This is a genomic window from Frigoribacterium sp. Leaf164 (assembly GCF_001423665.1).
Classification (GTDB): domain Bacteria; phylum Actinomycetota; class Actinomycetes; order Actinomycetales; family Microbacteriaceae; genus Frigoribacterium; species Frigoribacterium endophyticum.
This window is the reverse complement of record NZ_LMOX01000003.1, coordinates 1169199-1188025: the sequence shown is the minus strand read 5'-3', so window position 1 is coordinate 1188025 and position 18827 is coordinate 1169199. Positions and strand designations below refer to the sequence as shown.

Sequence of the window (18827 nt, the reverse complement as noted above, 5' to 3'; positions counted from 1 at the left end):
GCACCGCGCGTCGCGGCCGCACCGGGCGCCTCGACGTCGAGCGGCCCCCGCCGGCCGCCCAGCGCCCGGGTGGGAGGATGGAGAACGTGACCCTGCCCGACCAGCACCCCCTCAGCTCCGGCCTCACGAGCGGCTCGCCGCTGGTGCGCGCCCTCCGCGGCGACCGCCCCGACCGCCTCCCCGTCTGGTTCATGCGCCAGGCCGGCCGGTCGCTGCCCGAGTACCGCGAGCTGCGCGTCGGCACGAAGATGCTCGACGCCTGTCTCGACCCGGCGCTGTCGAGCGAGATCACGCTCCAGCCCGTCCGCCGCCACGGCGTCGACGCCGGCATCTTCTTCAGCGACATCGTCGTGCCGATCAAGCTCGCGGGCGTCGCGGTCGACATCGTCCCCGGCCGCGGCCCGGTGCTCGAGTCGCCGATCCGCACCCCCGCCGACGTCGCGGCCCTCCGCCCCCTCGAGCCCGACGCCCTGTCGTCGATCGCCGAGGGCGTCGCCCGCACCGTCGCCGAGCTGGGCGACACCCCTCTGATCGGTTTCGCCGGCGCCCCGTTCACGCTCGCGGCCTACCTCGTCGAGGGCGGCCCGTCGAAGGACCACATCCGGGCCCGCACCCTCATGCACAGCGACCCGGAGACGTGGGAGGCGCTGCTCACCTGGGCGGCGGACGTCACGGGGGCCTTCCTGCGCGCCCAGGTGCTCGCCGGCGCCAGCGCCGCTCAGCTCTTCGACTCGTGGGTCGGCAGCCTCTCGCTCGCCGACTACGAGCAGCGTGTGGCCCCCTTCTCGGCCCGGGCGCTCTCGCACGTCGCCGACCTCGACGTGCCGACGATCCACTTCGGCGTCGGCAGCGGCGAGGTGCTCAGCGCGATGCACGGCATCGGCGTGGGCGCCGTCGGCGTCGACTGGCGGATCCCGCTCGACGAGGCGTCGCGGCGCCTCGGCGGCGACGTGCCCGTGCAGGGCAACATCGACCCCGCGATGCTCCAGGCGCCCTGGCCGGTGCTCGAGGCGCACGTCCGCGACGTCGTCCGCCGCGGCCGCGCCGCCCCCGCCCACGTGCTCAACCTCGGCCACGGGGTGAACCCCGACACCGACCCCGACGTGCTGACGCGCATCGTCGAGCTGGCCCACACCCTCTGAGGAGGCGCGAGACCGTGACCGACGCGACCAGCGCACCCGGGGCCAGCGGCTCCGGGGCCGCGACCCGCGCCTCCTCGGAGGCGCCGGCCGCGGGCGACGTCGTCGTGGTCGGCGGGGGAGTGGCCGGCCTGGTCGCCGCCCGCGACCTCGCGCGCGCGGGCCGGCGGGTCGTGCTGGTCGAGGGCGGCCCCCGCCTCGGCGGCGAGGTCGCGCGCCACACGGTCGCGGGCATCGACCTCGACGCCGGCGCGGAGAGCTTCGCGACCAAGGGCGGCACGGTCGCGGCGTTCCTCGACGAGCTGGGCCTCGGCGACGACGTCGTGCTGCCCGACCCCCGCGGCGCGTGGGTGCAGCACGGCGCGGGCGAGGCGTTCCCGCTGCCCCGCACCGGCCTGCTCGGCGTGCCCGGCGACCTCGGCGCGGCCGACGTCGTGGCCGTCATCGGCGAGGAGGCCGCGGCCGAGGCCGCCCGGCTCGACTCCGCCCCCGGCGAGGTCGGGGCCGACGAGGTGATGGTCGGGCCCTTCGTGCGCGCCCGGATGGGCAGCGCGGTGCTCGACCGGCTCGTCGCGCCGATCGTCGGCGGCGTCCACTCCGTCCACCCCGACGCGCTGCCGGTCGACCGGGTCGCGCCGGCCCTGCGGCGCGCGCTGCGCGACGAGGGCTCGCTGGCCGCCGCCGTGCGCAGCGTCCGTGCCCTCGCACCGGCGGGCTCGGCCGTGGCGGGCCTCCGCGGCGGCATGGCCCGCCTCGTCGACGCCCTCGTCGCCGACCTCGACCGCCTCGGCGTCGACGTCAGCGTCGACGCCCCCGTCGCCGCGGTCGACTCCCGCTCGGTGACCCTGGCCACGGGCGAGCGCCTCGACGCCCCCCACGTGCTGCTCGCCGTCGGCGACGGCGCTGCGCGGGCGCTCGCCGGCCGCCGCGCCCCCGAGCCCGGCCTGATCACCCTCGCCACGATCGTGCTGCGCGACGACCGGCTCGACGTCGGTCCGCGGGGCACCGGCGTGCTCGTCGCGCCGGGCGCCGTCGGGGTCCGCGCGAAGGCGCTCACCCACGGCACGGTCAAGTGGCCCTGGCTCGCCGAGGCCGCGGCGGGTCGTCACGTCCTCCGGCTCAGCTACGACTCGCCCGTCGTCGACGCGGGCACCCCCGACGACGAGCTGCGCCGCACCGCGCTGGCCGACGCGTCGGCCCTGCTCGGCGTCGACCTCGACGAGCGCTCGGTCGAGGGCACCGCCCGGGTCGTCTGGGACGCTCCCCTCCCCCAGGAGGCGCCCCCCGCCTCCCCCTCGCCCCTCGACGGCGTCGTGCGCGTCGGCGGTGCCGTGGCCGGCCGGGGGCTCGCCGCCGTGATCGCCCGGTCGCGTCGCGCCGCCGCGGAGCTGCTCGAGGGCTGACGGCCCGGAGCGCGGCCCGCCGCTCCCTCCACCGCGGGCGCGCTGTCCCCGCCCGGCGGGTCGGCATGCCCGTCCGGGCATCTCCGTGCGGCCCCGGGCTACATTGGACCCACGCGCCGGGCACTCGTCCGCGCGCGGACGACATCGAATGGAGCGACATGCGAGGCAAACTGATCTTCGTCGCCGGAGCAGCACTCGGGTTCGTGCTGGGCGCGCGCGCCGGGCACGACCGCTACGACCAGATCGCCGACAAGACGTCGAAGGTGTGGCACAGCCGCGCCGTGCAGCGCCAGGTCGTCAAGGCGGAGGACTTCGCGGGCGCGAAGGCCGCCGACGCCGTCGACGCGGTCGTCGAGGGGGTCAAGTTCCTCGTCACGCGCGCCTTCGGCGGCGGGAAGAAGAAGAAGTGACCGACTCCACCCGGAGCGCCGGGGTGCGGCACGGGGGGAAGGCGTCCAAGCGGTCGTTCTTCGCCCTCGTGCAGGACGTCCCGACGCTGGTCACCGACCTCGTCAAGGGCGAGCTCGCCCTGCTCAAGTACGAGGTCATCGGCACCCTCAAGGCCTTCGGCATCGGCGCCGGCTTCCTCGTCGGCGCCCTCGTGTTCGTGTTCGCCATGCTCGGCGTGCTCCTGACCGGCATCGTGCTGCTCATCGCCATCTGGCTGCCGGGCTGGCTCTCGGCGCTCATCGTCGCGTTCGTGCTGCTGCTCGTCGCCGCGCTGCTGGCCTTCCTCGGCTACAGGAGCATCAAGAAGGGCCTGCCCGCGGTGCCCGAGAAGACGATCGCGAGCCTCAAGCGCGACCTCAAGGCGATCAAGGGCGTGGGCTCGATCCCGCGCGCCGACCTCACCGACCGCTGACCCGGCCGGGCCCCCGCCCGGACCGACAGCGCCGCACCGGCACCAGCACCGGTGCGGCACCGCGCACCGAGCAGCACCAGCACCAGCACCGCATCCCCGCACCGCCCGCACCGAACGGAGTCCTCGTGAGCGACAGCAAGAACGACAGCAGCAAGGCCGACCGCACCGACGCGGACGACATCCAGGCCCGCGTCGACCGCACCCGCGCCGAGCTCGCCGCCACGCTCAACGAGCTGGAGGACAAGCTCAACGTGCCGAAGCAGCTCGGCGCCGCCGGCCACCGCGCCAAGGCGTCGTTCGAGCGCGACCGCACCCCCTGGCTCGCCGGGGCCGGCGCCGCCGCCCTGGCCCTCGCGGGCGTCGTCGTCGCCGCGGTGAAGCGCCGCTGAGCCCCTCCGCCCTCCCCGCCGGCAGCGCCGGCCGCGACGCCCTCCGCCCCCGGGCCGGGGGCGTCGCCGCAGATGCCTCGACGTGCTGCTACCTGGTTGGGTTCCCAGCCGTGGCGGGAGGAGAATGATGAGCATGAGTCCCAGCGCCGACGCGCCAGTCCCCGAGCTGCCGACGTCTGATTCCCCCGCCGCCCTCACGGGTGAGCCGACCCACCCCCGCACCGCCGACTCCAGCCCGGCCCCGTCGCCCGAGGGCACCCCCGGCGACCAGCCCGCCGAGACCCTCGGCTACACGCTCTGGGCCGTGCTGCGTCGCGACCCGCAGAACCCCTACGCCCCCGACCTCGACGACGTCCCGCAGCTCGACGAGCTCGTGGCCGAGCTCGCCGGCGAGGGCGTCGTCGTGCGCGGCTTCTACGACGTCAGCGCGCTGCGCGCCGACGCCGACCTGATGATCTGGCTGCACGGCGAGGTCCCCGAGGCGATCCAATCGGCGTACCGCCGCCTGCTCCGCACCGACGTGCTGGGTGGCCTGCTGCCGACCTGGAACGCCATGGGCATGCACCGCCAGGCGGAGTTCTCGCGCAGCCACAGCCCGGCCTTCATGCGGGGCGCGGAGCCCGAGGCCTGGCTCACCGTCTACCCGTTCGTGCGCAGCTACGAGTGGTACCTGCTGCCCGAGGAGGAGCGTCGCCAGATGCTCGCCGACCACGGCAAGCAGGGCGCCGCCCACCGCGCCGTCCTCACCAACACCGTGGCGAGCTTCTCGCTCGGCGACTACGAGTGGATCCTCGCGCTCGAGGCTCCCGAGCTCGTGCAGCTCGTCGACCTCATGCGCGACCTCCGCTACACGGAGGCCCGCCGCCACGTCCGCGAAGAGGTGCCGTTCTACACGGGCCGCCGCCTCACCACCACCGAGATCATCGAGGTCCTGTCGTGACTGACACCACCGGCATCACCAACGGCCAGCTCGTGCGCGCCGCCACCCCCGCGGCCGCCCAGGGCCCCGAGCACGTGAGCGAGCCCACCGACTACGACGCCATCCTGCTGGCCGGCTTCGGCGGGCCCGAGGGCCAGGACGACGTCATCCCCTTCCTCCGCAACGTCACGCGCGGCCGGGGCATCCCCGAGGAGCGCCTCGAGGAGGTCGCGACCCACTACCGCCACTTCGGCGGCGTGAGCCCGATCAACCAGCACAACCGCGAGCTGAAGGTCGCGCTGGAGGGCGAGCTGGCCCGCCGTGGCGTCGACCTGCCCGTGATCTGGGGCAACCGCAACTGGGACCCCTACATGGCCGACGCCGTGCGCGAGGCCGACGAGCGCGGCTTCACGAAGCTGATCGCCGTCGCCACCAGCGCCTACTCGTCGTACAGCTCGTGCCGCCAGTACCGCGAGGACTTCGCGATGGCGCTCGAGGCGACCGGCCTCGAGGGCAAGGTCATGATCGACAAGGTGCGCCAGTTCTTCGACCACCCCGGCTTCGTCCAGCCCTTCATCGACGGCGTCCGCGAGGGCCTCGAGAAGGCCCGGGCCGAGAACGAGGGCCTCGACCTCGCGACCGAGGTGCAGGTGCTGTTCGCCACCCACTCCATCCCGTCGACCGACGCGGCGAAGAGCGGCCCCCAGGCGCGCGGCTTCGACGAGGAGGGCGCCTACGCCGCCCAGCACAAGGCCGTCGCGGAGGTCGTCATGGCCGCCGCCGAGGCGGGCCTGGGCCTCGAGGCCCCCGCCGAGGGAGGGACGACCGTGCCCTGGCAGCTCGTCTACCAGTCGCGCAGCGGCCCGCCCTCGATGCCGTGGCTGGAGCCCGACATCAACGACGCCATCGACGACCTCGCCGGCGGCCCGACGCGGGCCGTCGTCATCGTGCCCCTCGGCTTCGTGAGCGACCACATGGAGGTCATGTGGGACCTCGACGAGGAGGCGCTGGAGACGAGCGAGAAGAACGGCTTCTGGGCCACGCGCACGCCCACCCCCGGCATCGACCCGAACTACGTCACCGGCCTCGTCGACCTCGTGCTCGAGCGCGTCGAGGGCGTCCCGGCGGAGGACCGCCCGCACCTCACCGACATCGGCCCCTGGTACGACGTCTGCCGGCCGGGCTGCTGCGAGAACGTGCGCCTCGGCTTCAAGCCCGCCGTCTCGGGATTGGTGCCGTAGCGACGTGACCACCCTCCGAGTAGGAACGCGGGCCAGCGCCCTCGCCGTCGCGCAGTCGACCACGATCGCCGAGCGGCTCGCGGAGGCCACCGGCCACGACGTCGAGCTCGTGCGCGTCCACACCGAGGGCGACCGCACCCAGGCGACCGGCGAGTCGCTGTCGCTCGGCGGCACGGGCGTCTTCGCCAGCGCCCTGCGCGCGGCGCTGCTCGCCGACGAGTGCGACGTGCTGGTGCACTCCCTCAAGGACCTGCCCACCGCCTCCCACCCGGGCCTCGGGATCGGGGCGATCCCGGGCCGGGCCGACGCCCGCGACGCGCTCTGCGCCCGCGACGGCCTGACCCTCGAGACCCTGCCGCAGGGCGCCCGGGTCGGCACCGGCTCGCCCCGCCGGGTCGCACAGCTGCTGTCGGCCCGGCCCGACCTCGAGGTCGTGCCCATCCGCGGCAACGTCGACACGCGCCTCCGCCGGGTGACCGACGACCTCGACGCCGTCGTGCTCTCCGCGGCCGGCCTCGGCCGTCTCGGCCGCCTCGACCAGGTCACCGACTTCCTCGGCCTCGGCCCGTGGCCGAGCGCCCCCGGCCAGGGCGCGCTCGCCGTCGAGGTGCGCGAGGGCGACCCCGACCCGGACCTCGCCCGCGCGCTCCGGGCCGTCGACCACCGCGAGACGCGTCTCGTCGTCACCGCCGAGCGCCAGGTTCTCGCCGCGCTCGAGGCCGGCTGCTCGGCGCCGATCGGCGCCACCGCGGTCGTCGACGCCGGCCTGCTGCTGCTCAGCGCCACGGTCTACCGGCCCGACGGCGGTGCCCACGTCAGCGCCTCGCACGCGGTCTCGCTGGAGGGCGGCTCGCTCGCCGACCAGCTCGTCGACGTGCACGAGGTCGCCGGCCGCGTCGTCACCGAGCTGCTCGAGCTCGGCGCCGCCGACCTCGCCCCGCTCGGCGAGGGCCCCGGCGGCGGCGACCCGGTCGGGAGCGCCTCGTGACCGCCGGCAAGCCGCTGAAGGGCGCCCGGGTGCTCGTGCCCCGCGGCGGCAAGTGGGGCGACGGCGTCTCGGCATCGCTGCGCTCGTTCGGCGCCTCGCCCGTCATCGCACCGCTGATCAACTTCGCCCCGGCCGAGACGCCCGAGCTGCTCGCGGCGGCCCTCGCCCGGCTGCAGGCCGGCGTCTACGAGTGGCTCGTCGTCACGAGCGCCACCACCGTCGACGTGCTGGTCGGCCACGGCATCCGCCCGCCGGCCGAGACGCGCATCGCCGCCGTCGGCGAGACGACCGCGGCGGCCCTGACCCTGTCGGGGTACCGCGTCGACTTCGTGCCCGAGGGCGACAACAGCGCCCGCGGCCTCGTCAAGGAGTGGCCGGGTTCCGACGTCACGGGCCGCGTGCTCGTGCCGCAGTCCGACATCGCCGAGCCGACCCTCGTCGCCGGCCTCTCGGCCCGAGGCTTCGACGCGGAGTTCGTCGCGGCCTACCGCACCGTGGGCGTGCCGGTGAGCGACGAGGTCGCCGCCGACGTCGCCTCCGGCTCGATCTCGGTGGTGCTCGTCACCTCCGGCAGCGTCGCCCGGCAGATCGCGGCCCAGCTCGCGCCCCTGCCCGAGTCGACGCTCGTCGCGTGCATCGGCCCCCGCACCGCCTTCGACGCCCGTGCCGCGGGGCTGCCCGTGCACCTGATCGCCGAGACCCGCTCCGCCGCCTCGCTCGTCGAGGCCGTCGTCGACCACGCGAGCGCGCTCGCGGCCGACGCCCCGCCCGAGGCCCCTCGCCTCGACGAGGCGCTCTGAGGCGCGGGGCGCGCACGACGTGCCCCGCGCCTCCCGCCCCTCCGTCCGTCCGCGCCACGAGCGCGGCACCGGCCCCCGCACCTGATCACCCGAGAAGGACCATGTCGCAGTTCCCCCGAGTCCGTCCCCGTCGCCTCCGCGCGACCCCCGCCATGCGCCGCCTGGTCGCCGAGACCCGGCTGCACCCCGCCGACCTCGTGCTGCCGATGTTCGTGCGCGAGGGCATCGACGAGCCCCAGCCGATCAGCTCGATGCCGGGCGTCGTGCACCACAGCCTCGCGAGCCTCCCGCGTGCCGTCGAGGAGGCCGCCGAGGCCGGCGTCGGCGGCGTCATGCTCTTCGGCGTGCCGCTCGAGAAGGACGCCGTCGGCTCGGGCGCCACCGACCCGCAGGGCATCCTCAACGTCGCGACCCGCGTCGCCGCCGACGCCGCGGGCGGAGCCCTCGTCGTGCAGACCGACCTCTGCCTCGACGAGTTCACCGACCACGGCCACTGCGGCGTGCTCGCCGACGACGGCTCGGTCGACAACGACGCCACGCTCGCGCGCTACGACGAGATGGCGGTCGTGCAGGCCGAGGCCGGCAGCGAGCTGATCGGCCTGAGCGGCATGATGGACGGCCAGATCGGCTCGGCCCGCGAGGCCCTCGACGACGCCGGCCACGGCGGCACCGCGCTGCTCGCCTACGCCGCGAAGTACGCCTCGGCGTTCTACGGCCCGTTCCGCGAGGCCGTGCAGTCGACCCTCGTCGGCGACCGCCGCACCTACCAGCAGGACGCGGCGAACGGCCGCGAGGGCATCCGCGAGGTCGAGCTCGACCTCGCCGAGGGGGCCGACATCGTGATGGTCAAGCCCGCGATGAGCTACCTCGACGTGCTCGCCGAGACCGCGGCGATGAGCCCCGTGCCGGTCTGGGCGTACCAGATCAGCGGCGAGTACGCGATGATCCAGGCCGCCGCCGCGAACGGCTGGATCGACGCCGACGCCGCCTCGTACGAGAGCGTCCTGTCGATCAAGCGCGCGGGAGCCGACACGATCCTGACGTACTGGGCGACCGACCTGGCCACGCGCCTCCGGAAGGGGCACCTCTGATGAGCGACCACAGCAACGACCACTACTTCACCCGCGCCAAGCAGTCCATCCCGGGCGGGGTCAACTCGCCGGTGCGCGCCTACGGCAGCGTGGGAGGCACGCCCCGCTTCCTCGTCGGAGCCCGCGGCCCCCACGTGATCGACGCCGAGGGGCGCGAGTACGTCGACCTCGTCGCCTCGTGGGGCCCGGCCATCCTCGGCCACGCCCACCCCGAGGTCGTCCGGGCCGTGCAGGAGGCGGCGGCGCGCGGCCTGTCGTTCGGGGCGTCGACCCCGGGCGAGACCGAGCTGGCCGAGCTCGTGCGCGAGCGCGTGGCCGTCGGCGACGCGCACCCGATCGGCAAGATCCGCATGGTGTCGACCGGCACCGAGGCGACCATGACGGCGATCCGCCTGGCCCGCGGCTACACCGGGCGCGACCTGCTCGTGAAGTTCGCCGGGCACTACCACGGGCACTCCGACTCGCTGCTGGCCGAGGCCGGCTCGGGCGTCGCGACCCTGTCGCTGCCGGGCTCGGCGGGCATCACCGCCGAGACGGCCGCCCAGACCCTCGTCGTGCCGTACAACGACCTCGACGCCGTGCGCGCCGTGTTCGACGAGCACGGGCCGCGCATCGCGGCCGTCATCGTCGAGGCGGCCTCGGCGAACATGGGCGTGCTGCCCCCGGTGCGCGGCTTCAACCGCGGCCTGTCGGAGATCACGAAGCGCCACGGCGCGCTGCTGATCGTCGACGAGGTGCTCACGGGGTTCCGGGTCGGGCCCGCCGGCTGGTGGGGCCTCGAGGCCGCCCAGGTCGTGCCCGACGGCGCGGGCTGGGAGCCCGACCTCGTCACCTTCGGCAAGGTCATCGGCGGCGGCCTGCCGCTCGCCGCGCTCGGCGGCCGCGCCGAGGTGATGGACTTCCTCGCCCCGCTGGGGCCGGTCTACCAGGCGGGCACGCTGAGCGGGAACCCCGTCGCCGTGGCCGCCGGCATCGCGACGCTGCGGCTCGCGACCCCCGAGGTCTACGCGAAGCTCGACTCGCTCGCGGACCAGCTGTCGGCCGAGGTCTCGTCGGCCCTGTCGGCGGAGGGCGTGGCGCACACGGTGCAGCGCGCCGGGTCGCTCTTCTCGTTCGCCTTCACCGACACGACGCCGGTCGACTACGACGACATGCGCGCGCAGGACACCTGGCGCTACCCGCCGTTCTTCCACGCGATGCTCGACGCCGGGGTCTCGCTGCCGCCGTCGGTCTACGAGGCGTGGTTCGTGACGGCCGCGCACGACGAGGCGGCCGTGTCGCGCATCGTCGACGCGCTGCCCGCCGCCGCGCGGGCGGCCGCCGCCGCCACCGCGTAGCGCGCGGCCGGCGCGGCGCCCGCCGCACGTCGAGGTGACTCGATCGGGGCCCCGACCACGGTCGAGGGCCCCGATCGGGTCACCTCGGCGTCGTCCGCGGCCGGGAGCGCGCCCGCCAGCGCCCGTCGACGCGGTCGATCGCCAGCGGGTGGTCGAAGGCCGCCGAGACGAGCTCCGAGGTGAGCACCTCGTCGGCCGGGCCCGACGCCGCCACCCGGCCGTCGCGCAGCAGCAGTGCGTGGGTGGTGCTCGCCGGCAGGTCCTCGAGATGGTGGGTCACGGTGACCGACGCGACCTCCGGGTGCGCGAGCCGCAGGGCGTCGACGGTGTCGAGCAGGTGCTCGCGCGCGGCGACGTCGAGGCCCGTGGCCGGTTCGTCGAGGAGGAGCAGGGCGGGCTCGACGAGCAGCGCACGGGCGATCAGGGCCCGGCCGCGTTCACCCTGCGAGAGGACGCTCCAGAGCCCCTCACGCCGCGACTCCAGCCCGACGGAGGCGGTGAGCAGGTCGGCGCGCGCCTCCTGCTCCGGGGTGGGCCGCCACCGCGCCACGGGGTCGGTGCTGCCCGTCAGCCCGGTGAGCACGACCTCGCGCACGGTCGCGTCGCCGAGCATGCGGTGCCGGGGGTCGACGTGGCCGACGTGCTGCCGGAGCTCGCGGAGGTCGACGCGGCCGAGCCGGTGGCCGAGCACGTCGACGGTGCCGCTCGTGGGGTGCCCGAGGGCCCCGGCGAGCGTGAGCAGGGTCGTCTTGCCGGCGCCGTTAGGGCCGATCAGCGCCCAGTGCTCGCCCGCGCGCACGTGCAGCGAGACGTCGTCGAGCAGGTCGCGGCCCTGTCGGGTGACGCGCACGTGCTCGACGGCGAGGACGAGCGGGGCCCCGCCGACCGGCTCGGGGGGTGCGTCGGCGAGGCCTTCGGTCACGCCTGCGCGGCGTAGAAGCCGGTCTCCCGGACGGCCGCGAAGAACGGGGCCAGGGCGGCCGACTGCCGCTGCAGCAGGTCGGCGACCCCCTCGGCGTCGCGCCGGGCGACGCCCTCGGCCACGGAGGTCGTCGTCGAGGCACCGAGCTGCCAGGGGTATGCCGAGTTCTCGGCGAGGCGGCGGAACATCACCGTGGTGAGGCGTGAGACGGGCTCGGCGCAGGCGAGCAGCGTCGGGCTCCCGGCCGCGCGCATGAGCACGTCGAAGAGCGCGAACATGGCGTCGATCGACTCGGGCGTCTCGACGACGCCGTCGCTCAGGCGCAGCTCGGCGAGGCGCGTGATCTCGGCGACGTCGGCGTCGCTCATCGTCGCCACGCCCCGGGTCGCCGCGAGCGACCAGAGGCCGAGGATGGTGGTCGAGCAGTCCTCGAAGAGCTCTGCCGTCGGCGTCACCACGCGGGTGTACCGGTTGGCCTCGATCTCGACCAGGCCGAGCTCCTCGAGCTTCGCGATCGCCTCGCGCACGGGGGTGCGGCTGACGCCGAGCCACGTGACGAGCTGGTCGTCGTTGAGCCGCTCGCCGAACTCGAGCGTGCCGTCGCCGATCGCGGTGACGAGGCGGTCGAAGACGACGTCGCGCAGCAGGCGTCGGGGCGTGGGGACGGCGTCGGGCACGGGGATGGGCACGGTGTCTCGCTCCTGCAGGGTGCTGGTGGTGCGGGGTGCTGGTGGTGCGGGGGAGGCGCGGGTCGGCGCCGGTCGGGCGGCCCTGCTCGTCGCAGGGCCGCCCGGGAGGTCACGCAGCGTAGATGCCGCTGCCGGAGACCTCGTCGAAGTACGCGCCGAACGAGGCCGGCTGCTCGCGGACGAGGCGGGCCGCGGCCTCGCCGTCGCCGTCCGCGACCGCGTCGCGCAGGCCGCGGGTCAGCTCGACGGCCTGCTCCCACGGGTACATCCCGTCGGTCGCGGGGCGTCGGAGGACGAGCAGGAGGCGCGGCCCGGTGGCCGCCCAGAGGCGACGGAGCGACGAGCTGCCGGAGGCGTCGAGCAGGAGCTCGTTCATGCGGACGAGATCGGCGACGTCTTCGGGCTTGCGCTTCGAGAACGCGGTGAGGCGGCGGTCGAGGATCGCCGTCACCTCCTTGCGCTGCTCCTTGGTGAGGGCGGGCACGCCGCGCTCGACGACGAGGGCCCAGACCTGGTAGCCGGTCTCGACGGTGTCGGTGAACTCGGCGAAGGTCGGCGCGACGATGCGCGTGTACCGGTTCGCCTCGATGTCGACGAGGGCCTGGTCGGCGAGCTTGGCGATGGCCTCGCGGACGGGGGTGCGCGAGACGCCGAGCCAGGCGACCAGCTGGTCGTCGTTGAGGCGCTCGCCGAACTCGAGGGTGCCGTCGATGATCGCGTCGAACATCTTGTCGTAGACGACGTCGCGCAGCAGGCGGCGGGGGGCGGGCGGCTGGTCGGTCAGGGTGGGGATCGGCATCCGGGTGCTCCTGTTCGGGGGCGGGAGTGGGGGTGCGACGGGCTCACGGCCCAGGGCGGGGCCCTGGTCACCGGTCGAGGCGCATGTCGCACCACCATGTACGAGGACGTATCGGGTATCCGGTACTTCACACGACCTTAGTACGGTCGGGGCCGCCGTGGCGAGCCCACGCCGTGACTTCGTGACGAGCGCTCAGCGGCGCACGTCGACGACGGTCCGGCCGCGCACCGACCCGGCCACGATGCGGGGCCCGAGCTCCACGACGTCCGAGAGGCCCACCTCCGTCGTCATCGAGTCGAGCAGGTCGAGGTCGAGGTCGGTCGCGAGCCTCGCCCACGCCTCGCGGCGCAGCTCGACCGGGGCGTCGACCGAGTTGACGCCGGCGAGCGACACGGCACGGAGGATGAACGGCAGCACCGAGGTCGGCAGGTCGGCGCCCTGCGCGAGCCCGCAGGCGGTCACGGTGCCGCCCCACCGCGTCTGCGCGAGCACGGAGGCGAGCGTCGTGCTGCCCACCGAGTCGATCCCACCGGCCCAGCGGGCCCGCTGCACGGGCCGACCGGCCTCGGCGAGCTCGGAGCGGTCGACGACCGTCGTGGCGCCGAGGCCGCGCAGGTACCCGCCCAGCTCGTCGACGCGACCCGAGGAGGCGGTGACCGAGTACCCGAGACGGCTCAGCAGCGCGATCGCCACCGAGCCCACGCCTCCCGCGGCCCCGGTCACGACGACCTCGCCGTCGCCGGGGCGGACGTCGCGCTCGAGCCGCAGCACGCTGAGCATCGCGGTGAAGCCCGCGGTGCCGACGGCGGCCGCCTGCCGGGCGGAGACGCCCTCGGGCACGAGCACGAGCGAGCCCGCGTCGACCACGGCCCGCTCGGCGAAGCCGCCGTGCCGGCTCTCACCGATGCCCGCGCCGTTCAGCACGACCAGGTCGCCCGGCGACACGGCGGGGGAGGCGCTGGTCGCGACGGTGCCCACGAGGTCGATGCCCGGCACGAGCGGCAGGGTGCGGGCCACGCCGGGGTCGCCCGCCAGGGCCATGCCGTCCTTGTAGTTCAGGCTCGACCAGGCCACGTCGACGACGACGTCGCCCGTGCCCAGGAACTCCTGCTCGATCTCCCGCACGGAGGCGGGGCGGTCACTCTCGACGACGACGGCGCGCATGGCGACACGCTACGCGCGCGGGCTGGGGCGCGGCCCTCCCCGCCCGGCGACGGGGCGCCTCCTCGGCGGTCGCTCAGCCGAAGAGGATGGCGGCCTCGTCGTAGCGGTGCTGCGGGACCGTCTTGAGGCTGTCGAGGGCCTCCTCGAACGAGACGTGCACGATGTCGGTGCCGCGCAGCGCCACCATGCGGCCCCAGCGGCCCTCGACCACGCTGTCGCTCGCGGCCATGCCGAGGCGGGTCGCCAGCACGCGGTCGTAGGAGGTGGGGGTGCCGCCGCGCTGGATGTGGCCGAGCGTCGTCGCCCGCGTCTCGATCCCGGTGCGCTCCTCGATCACCGGCGCGAGGCGCTCGCCGATGCCGCCGAGGCGCGGGCGCCCGAAGGCGTCGAGGCCCCGCTCGGAGTGCGCGTCGCTCTCGTGGTCGGGCACGAAGCCCTCGGCGACCACGACGAGCGGCGCGCGGCCGCGGTCGTAGGCGGCCTTCACCCACGCGACGATCTGGTCCATGCTCGTCGCCTGCTCGGGGATGAGGATGGCGTGCGCGCCGGCGGCCATGCCCGAGTGCAGCGCGATCCAGCCGACGTGGCGGCCCATCACCTCGGCCACCATGCAGCGGCTGTGCGAGTCGCCCGTGGTGCGCAGGCGGTCCATGGCGTCGGTGGCGACCTGCACGGCCGTGTCGAAGCCGAAGGTGTAGTCGGTGGCGCCGAGGTCGTTGTCGACGGTCTTCGGCACGCCGACGATCTTCAGGCCCTCGTCGGTGAGGCGCTTCGCCGCCGCCAGGGTGCCCTCGCCGCCGATCGCCATGATGGCGTCGATGCCGAAGCGGTCCATCACCTCGCTGATGCGCGCGACGCCGCCGTCGCCCTCGAACGGGTTGGTGCGGCTCGTGCCCAGGATGGTGCCGCCCTGCTTGGCGATGCCCTGGATCTCCTTCCGCGTGAGCGGCATGACGTCGCCGTCGACGACGCCGCGCCAGCCGTCGCGGAAGCCGACGAACTCCTGCCCGTGGATCGTCGTGCCCTTGAGCACGGCCCCGCGGATGACCGCGTTCAGGCCGGGGCAGTCGCCGCCGCTGGTGAGGATACCGATTCGCATCGCGCTGCTCCGTCGCATGTCGGGCCCGTCGGGCCGGCCGAGATCGGTCCCATCATGGCGCACCCGCGGCTGGACGGCAGCCCCGACGGCCGGGGTCGCCGTCGGCCGCGGTTGCTAGCCTCGTGCGCATGACCGACCAGCCCGCCCCGCGGCCCCCGTCGCCCTGGGCCCGCTTCGCCCGCCCGGCGCCCGGTGAGCAGCGGCCGCGCGCCGAGGTGCAGCCCCCGCCCGCGCGGCAGGGGGCGCCCTGGCCGGGCGGGGCCGACCAGGCCTGGGCCGGTCAGCCGTTCCCGCAACAGCAGCAGTACGCGCAGCCGTTCCCGCAGCCCGCCGTGACGACCCCGGCGGCGCAGTGGGCCCCGCAGGCCGCGCCCCCGCAGGCCGCCGCGCCGCAGGCCTCGTCGGCGCAGGACGCCCTGACCTGGCCGGCCCCCGCCGCCCCCGGGGTCGGCTCGTACTTCGCCGTCGGCGACGACGAGTGGCCCCCGCCGCCGCGGCCGCGCGACGGCGCCGACGAGGGTCGCGGCCTCGCCGTCGCCTCGGTCGTCTTCGGGGTCTTCGCGGCCCCGCTCGGCCTCGTCTTCGGCCTCGTGGCCGCCCGGCGGGCCGCGGCGGCGGGGGCGTCGGCCGCCCTGGCCCGCGTCGGCCTCGTCGTCTCGAGCGTCATGATCGTCGTCGGCCTCGTGGCGGGCGTCTCGGCCCTCGACTACGCGGCCCGGCTGTCGTCGACGTGCGCCCAGCTCGGCCCGGGCGAGTACCTCGACGACCAGGGCCGCGGCGTCACCTGCGACTGACCGGGCCGGCGCTGTCGGCCCTCACCGCGCCTCCTACAGGGCGACGGTGCCCGTGTCGGCGATGTTCTGCGGGTGCCCGCCGGTCACGGCGGCCTTCGCGTACTTGAGGAAGGTCACGGCCTTCGGCTCGTTGCTGACCCAGTACTCCGCCGTCTCGACGTCGACCTCGATGAGGGCGACGGTCGGGTCGTCCTTGCCCTGGTCGAACCAGGCCTCGGTGCCCGCGCTCCAGAACTCGTCGATCAGGGCGCGGTCCTTGACGATCGAGGCCTCGCCGGCGAGCGAGAGCCAGCCCTTGCCCGTCTCGACGGCGACGTTGACGTGGGGGTGCGCCTTGATGTCGTCGACCTTGGGCGAGGGGTCGGGGGTGAAGAAGTACACCTTGCCGTCGAACTCGCGGTCGACGACGGCGAGCGGGCGGCTGACGAGGCGCTGGCGCGCGCTCTGGGTGGTGAGGATCCCGATGCGAGCGGCGTCGAGCACCTCGGCGACGCGGCGGATGTCGTTGGTCTCGGTCATGGCGCCGAAGGTACCCGGGGAGGCGCACCGCCCCTCCCAGGGACCGCCGCGTCGTACCCCGGAGCGGCTCCGATCCGGTCGGCTCGGTCCTCCCCCTCGCGCCGAAGGGCATACATGCCCTACCGTGGAACTCCAGTTCTGTACATCGAGGAGGTCCCCGTGCCGGTCCCCACCACGACGACCATGCGCATCCCCCGCCGCCTGCACCGAGACGAGGTGTACGACCGGCTGCTCGAGGCCATCCTCGACGGCACGTTCGAGCCGGCGGAGCGCATCCGCGACCACGACCTCTCGGCCTGGCTCTGCGTCTCGCGCACCCCGATCCGCATGGCGCTCGCGCGGCTGGGCGACCTGGGGCTGGTCGAGACGACCTCGACCCGGGTCACGCGCATCGCGCCGGCCCGCCCCGAGCTGCTGACCGACCTCGTGCGCACCACCTGGGCCCTCTGGGCCCTCGCCGACGCCGACGTCGCCGCGGCCGAGCCCGCGGGCCGGGCCGGCCTCGTGCGAGCCCTCGAGGCGGGGGAGGCGCGGTGCGGGGAGGTGCGCGCCGGCGCCCCCGAGGCGGCGGCCGCGGTCACGACCACCCTGTGCGAGGTGGGCGCCGCGCTCGCCGCGTTCTCGGCGAACCGGTCGCTCGGCGCGGTGCTCGAGCACCTCGGCCTCCTGCTGCACCACCACGCCTCGGGGGTCGGGGGCGAGGCCGACGCGGGCCTGCTCGTGCAGGGCCTCGCGGCCGCCCGTCACGCCGCCGCGGCGGGGGAGCCCGGCGCCTGGGGCGCGGCCCTGGTGCGGCTCGACGACCGCGTGGTCGCGGGCGTCGCGGTCTGACGGGCCGGCCGCCCGCGCCCGGGTCACCGGGAGGTGCGGTGGCGACCCGTCGCGACGAGCTCGGGGGCGGGCACGCTGCCGAGCAGCGGCTCGAGCGTGCGCCGGCCGAGCAGCGTCACGACCGCGTCGCCCGCGTCGCACCACTCCCGGTGGTCGAGGGCCCGGCGCAGCTCGGCCACGGGGGCGGCGAGCGAGGGGGAGTCGAGGGGCAGCGCGAGGTGCCGCGAGAGGAAGGCCGTGCGGTTCTGCAGCGGCTCGGAGGCCTGCCGCGCGAGGGGGTTGCCCGAGACCGGCAGGAAGGCGCCCGTCGCGGCCAGCAGGTCGGAGCAGGTGGCCCCGGGCCGGTCGAGCACCCGGACGACCGTGGCCGCGAGACGCGACACCTCGACCGGGTCGGCGTCGCCCGCGGACCTCACGGCGACGCCGTGCAGGAGCCCGAGCAGCTCGAGTGAGTCGAGGAGGTCGGCGGCCGTGGCCGGCGCGACGCGCGTGAAGCGGTTCGCCTCGATCTCGACCAGGCCCTGGTTCGCCAACCGGGCCAGCGCCTCCTTCACCGGGGTCTTCGAGACGCCCAGCCAGGTCGCGATGTCGTCCTCGAAGAGGCGCTCGCCCGGCCGCAGCGTGCCGTCGACGATCGCGCCGAGGACCGACTCGAAGGTCAGGTCGCGGAGGAGTCGGCGCGGGCCGCGCGTGGGTCGCTCAGGTACAGGCATGGCTCCTCCGTCGTCGGACACGTGGAACATCATACGTCTCATGGTCGGCCGTGTCGCGGGTGAGATGTCGGCGCCGTCGCCTACCATCGCCGCATGACGCTCTCACCGGCCCTCGACGCCTCCGCGGGCGCCGTGCCGGGCGACGACGCCGCGCCGCTCGAGAGCACCTGGTCGCCCGCGGCCCCCGTCGACGTCCGGGCCACCCTCCGGCCGCTCGCCCGCGGCGCGGGCGACCCCGCGTGGCGGGCGGTCGGCGGCCAGCTGTGGCGCGCCGTCCGCACCCCGGCGGGCGCGGCCACCCTGTGCCTGACCTCCGGGCGTGACGGCGTCCACGCGGCGACCTGGGGCCCCGGCGCCGAGTGGCTGCTGGCCTCCGTGCCCGAGATGCTCGGCGAGGGCGACGACTGGTCGGGGCTCGACGTCTCGGGGGTCGACTTCCTCGCCGCCGCGCGGCACCGGGCCCCGGGTCTGCGGCTCTCGCGCACGGGCCTGGTCGTCGAGTCGCTCGTGCCCGCGGTGCTCGAGCAGAAGGTGACGAGCCGCGAGGCCTGGCGGGCCTGGCGCGAGCTGGTGCGCCGCCACGGCGACCCCGCGCCCGGGCCGGCGCCCGAGGGCCTCACCGTCCCGCCCGACGCGGCCACCTGGCGCCGGGTGCCCAGCTGGGAGTGGCACCGGGCCGGCGTCGGCCCGCAGCGCTCCGACACCGTGATGCGGGTCTGCGCCGTGGCCGCGTCGCTCGAGCGCACCGTCGCCCTGGGGCGCGGCGGCGCCGAGGTCGAACGCCGGCTCCGCTCCGTGCCGGGCGTCGGCGTCTGGACGGCCGCCGAGACGATGCAGCGCGCGCACGGCGACCCCGACGCGCCCAGCGTCGGCGACTACCACCTGGCCGCCCTCGTGGGCTGGGCCCTCGTCGGCCGGCCCGTCGACGACGACGGCATGCTCGAGCTGCTCGAGCCGTGGCGGGGGCACCGGGGCCGGGTGGTCCGCCTGATCACCGGCAGCGGCTTCTCGAAGCCGAAGTTCGGGCCGCGGATGACGATCCAGGACCACCGGTCGCACTGAGGGGACGGGCCCGGTGGGCGAGAGGCCCGGTGGGCGAGAGGCCGGGTGGGCGAGAGGCCGGGCAGG

Annotated in this window: 21 protein-coding genes; 14 read left to right on the top strand and 7 right to left on the bottom strand. The window is 75.6% G+C overall.

What is annotated here, in order from left to right; translation table 11 throughout:
• The first annotated feature begins 77 nt into the window (after positions 1-77).
• The 11 genes from hemE (at position 78) to hemL (ending at position 10169) form a co-directional block, all read left to right on the top strand.
• Complete coding sequence (gene hemE / locus ASF82_RS13570; RefSeq protein ID WP_082514646.1) at positions 78-1142, top strand: uroporphyrinogen decarboxylase; 1065 nt, start codon at positions 78-80, stop codon at positions 1140-1142.
• A 14-nt stretch (positions 1143-1156) separates the two neighbouring features.
• Complete coding sequence (locus tag ASF82_RS13565; protein ID WP_304437983.1) at positions 1157-2542, top strand: NAD(P)/FAD-dependent oxidoreductase; 1386 nt, start codon at positions 1157-1159, stop codon at positions 2540-2542.
• A gap of 158 nt (positions 2543-2700) precedes the next feature.
• Positions 2701-2952 carry a hypothetical protein gene (locus tag ASF82_RS15960; RefSeq protein WP_056058020.1) on the top strand — a complete coding sequence of 84 codons (252 nt, stop codon included), beginning with the start codon at positions 2701-2703 and terminating at the stop codon, positions 2950-2952.
• Positions 2949-3404 (top strand): phage holin family protein, encoded by a 456-nt coding sequence (locus ASF82_RS15955; RefSeq protein ID WP_235491290.1) that lies wholly within the window; start codon positions 2949-2951, stop codon positions 3402-3404. The genes ASF82_RS15960 and ASF82_RS15955 overlap by 4 nt, the downstream gene beginning before the upstream one ends.
• A 125-nt stretch (positions 3405-3529) precedes the next feature.
• Complete coding sequence (locus tag ASF82_RS13550; protein WP_056058017.1) at positions 3530-3793, top strand: DUF3618 domain-containing protein; 264 nt, start codon at positions 3530-3532, stop codon at positions 3791-3793.
• A gap of 133 nt (positions 3794-3926) precedes the next feature.
• Positions 3927-4733, top strand: a complete 807-nt coding sequence (gene hemQ / locus ASF82_RS13545) for a hydrogen peroxide-dependent heme synthase (RefSeq protein ID WP_369814281.1) — start codon at positions 3927-3929, stop codon at positions 4731-4733.
• Positions 4730-5953 carry a ferrochelatase gene (locus tag ASF82_RS13540; protein ID WP_082514643.1) on the top strand — a complete coding sequence of 408 codons (1224 nt, stop codon included), beginning with the start codon at positions 4730-4732 and terminating at the stop codon, positions 5951-5953. The genes hemQ and ASF82_RS13540 overlap by 4 nt, the downstream gene beginning before the upstream one ends.
• A 4-nt stretch (positions 5954-5957) precedes the next feature.
• Positions 5958-6941, top strand: a complete 984-nt coding sequence (gene hemC, locus ASF82_RS13535; RefSeq protein ID WP_056058014.1) for a hydroxymethylbilane synthase — start codon at positions 5958-5960, stop codon at positions 6939-6941.
• The gene (locus ASF82_RS13530; protein WP_056058011.1) at positions 6938-7741 is read left to right on the top strand and encodes a uroporphyrinogen-III synthase; all 804 of its coding nucleotides are present in this window, start codon (positions 6938-6940) and stop codon (positions 7739-7741) included. The genes hemC and ASF82_RS13530 overlap by 4 nt, the downstream gene beginning before the upstream one ends.
• Positions 7742-7842: 101 nt before the next feature.
• Entirely contained in the window at positions 7843-8832 is a 990-nt protein-coding gene (gene hemB / locus ASF82_RS13525) for a porphobilinogen synthase (RefSeq protein ID WP_056058007.1), read from the top strand.
• Positions 8832-10169: a glutamate-1-semialdehyde 2,1-aminomutase gene (gene hemL, locus ASF82_RS13520; protein ID WP_056058004.1), complete on the top strand. Its 1338-nt coding sequence runs from the start codon at positions 8832-8834 to the stop codon at positions 10167-10169. Before hemB ends, hemL begins: the two co-directional genes overlap by 1 nt.
• A 79-nt stretch (positions 10170-10248) precedes the next feature.
• On the opposite strand, the gene ASF82_RS13515 is transcribed toward hemL, so the two are convergent.
• The 5 genes from ASF82_RS13515 to ASF82_RS13495 form a co-directional block, all read right to left on the bottom strand.
• Entirely contained in the window at positions 10249-11091 is an 843-nt protein-coding gene (locus tag ASF82_RS13515) for an ABC transporter ATP-binding protein (protein WP_056058000.1), read from the bottom strand.
• On the bottom strand, positions 11088-11780 hold the full coding sequence (locus ASF82_RS13510; protein WP_056057997.1) for a GntR family transcriptional regulator: 693 nt from the start codon (positions 11778-11780) through the stop codon (positions 11088-11090). The genes ASF82_RS13515 and ASF82_RS13510 overlap by 4 nt, the downstream gene beginning before the upstream one ends.
• A 109-nt stretch (positions 11781-11889) precedes the next feature.
• Positions 11890-12579: a GntR family transcriptional regulator gene (locus tag ASF82_RS15815; protein WP_056057993.1), complete on the bottom strand. Its 690-nt coding sequence runs from the start codon at positions 12577-12579 to the stop codon at positions 11890-11892.
• A gap of 192 nt (positions 12580-12771) precedes the next feature.
• The gene (locus ASF82_RS13500) at positions 12772-13743 is read right to left on the bottom strand and encodes an MDR family oxidoreductase (RefSeq protein WP_056057989.1); all 972 of its coding nucleotides are present in this window, start codon (positions 13741-13743) and stop codon (positions 12772-12774) included.
• A gap of 73 nt (positions 13744-13816) precedes the next feature.
• Positions 13817-14842: a 6-phosphofructokinase gene (locus tag ASF82_RS13495; RefSeq protein ID WP_056057987.1), complete on the bottom strand. Its 1026-nt coding sequence runs from the start codon at positions 14840-14842 to the stop codon at positions 13817-13819.
• A 128-nt stretch (positions 14843-14970) separates the two neighbouring features.
• On the opposite strand from ASF82_RS13495, the gene ASF82_RS13490 reads away from it, so the two are divergent.
• Positions 14971-15636, top strand: coding sequence for a hypothetical protein (locus tag ASF82_RS13490; protein ID WP_056057984.1), 666 nt, complete (start codon positions 14971-14973; stop codon positions 15634-15636).
• 33 nt (positions 15637-15669) lie between these two features.
• On the opposite strand, the gene ASF82_RS13485 is transcribed toward ASF82_RS13490, so the two are convergent.
• A complete protein-coding gene (locus ASF82_RS13485; RefSeq protein ID WP_056057979.1) occupies positions 15670-16155 on the bottom strand; it encodes a pyridoxamine 5'-phosphate oxidase family protein in 486 nt (161 codons plus the stop codon).
• Between the two features lie 159 nt (positions 16156-16314).
• Here ASF82_RS13485 and ASF82_RS15950 point away from each other — a divergent pair, with 159 nt between their 5' ends.
• Positions 16315-16986, top strand: coding sequence for a GntR family transcriptional regulator (locus tag ASF82_RS15950; protein WP_056057977.1), 672 nt, complete (start codon positions 16315-16317; stop codon positions 16984-16986).
• Positions 16987-17009: 23 nt separating this feature from the next.
• Here the strand turns inward: ASF82_RS15950 and ASF82_RS13475 are convergent, their stop codons facing one another.
• Entirely contained in the window at positions 17010-17720 is a 711-nt protein-coding gene (locus tag ASF82_RS13475; protein WP_162240277.1) for a GntR family transcriptional regulator, read from the bottom strand.
• Positions 17721-17792: 72 nt separating this feature from the next.
• Here ASF82_RS13475 and ASF82_RS13470 point away from each other — a divergent pair, with 72 nt between their 5' ends.
• Entirely contained in the window at positions 17793-18761 is a 969-nt protein-coding gene (locus ASF82_RS13470; RefSeq protein WP_056057970.1) for a DNA-3-methyladenine glycosylase, read from the top strand.
• Positions 18762-18827: the final 66 nt, after the last annotated feature.

Bases quoted from the DNA above. Each gene is read 5' to 3' on its own strand.
- ASF82_RS15815 (WP_056057993.1), bottom strand. From the start codon at position 12,579: ATGCCGATCCCCACCCTGACCGACCAGCCGCCCGCCCCCCGCCGCCTG.
- ASF82_RS13500 (WP_056057989.1), bottom strand. From the start codon at position 13,743: ATGCGCGCCGTCGTCGTCGAGAGTGACCGCCCCGCCTCCGTGCGGGAG.
- ASF82_RS13485 (WP_056057979.1), bottom strand. From the start codon at position 16,155: ATGACCGAGACCAACGACATCCGCCGCGTCGCCGAGGTGCTCGACGCC.
- hemL (WP_056058004.1), top strand. From the start codon at position 8,832: ATGAGCGACCACAGCAACGACCACTACTTCACCCGCGCCAAGCAGTCC.
- hemB (WP_056058007.1), top strand. From the start codon at position 7,843: ATGTCGCAGTTCCCCCGAGTCCGTCCCCGTCGCCTCCGCGCGACCCCC.
- ASF82_RS13470 (WP_056057970.1), top strand. From the start codon at position 17,793: ATGACGCTCTCACCGGCCCTCGACGCCTCCGCGGGCGCCGTGCCGGGC.
- ASF82_RS15960 (WP_056058020.1), top strand. From the start codon at position 2,701: ATGCGAGGCAAACTGATCTTCGTCGCCGGAGCAGCACTCGGGTTCGTG.
- ASF82_RS13490 (WP_056057984.1), top strand. From the start codon at position 14,971: ATGACCGACCAGCCCGCCCCGCGGCCCCCGTCGCCCTGGGCCCGCTTC.
- ASF82_RS13495 (WP_056057987.1), bottom strand. From the start codon at position 14,842: ATGCGAATCGGTATCCTCACCAGCGGCGGCGACTGCCCCGGCCTGAAC.
- hemQ (WP_369814281.1), top strand. From the start codon at position 3,927: ATGAGTCCCAGCGCCGACGCGCCAGTCCCCGAGCTGCCGACGTCTGAT.
- hemE (WP_082514646.1), top strand. From the start codon at position 78: ATGGAGAACGTGACCCTGCCCGACCAGCACCCCCTCAGCTCCGGCCTC.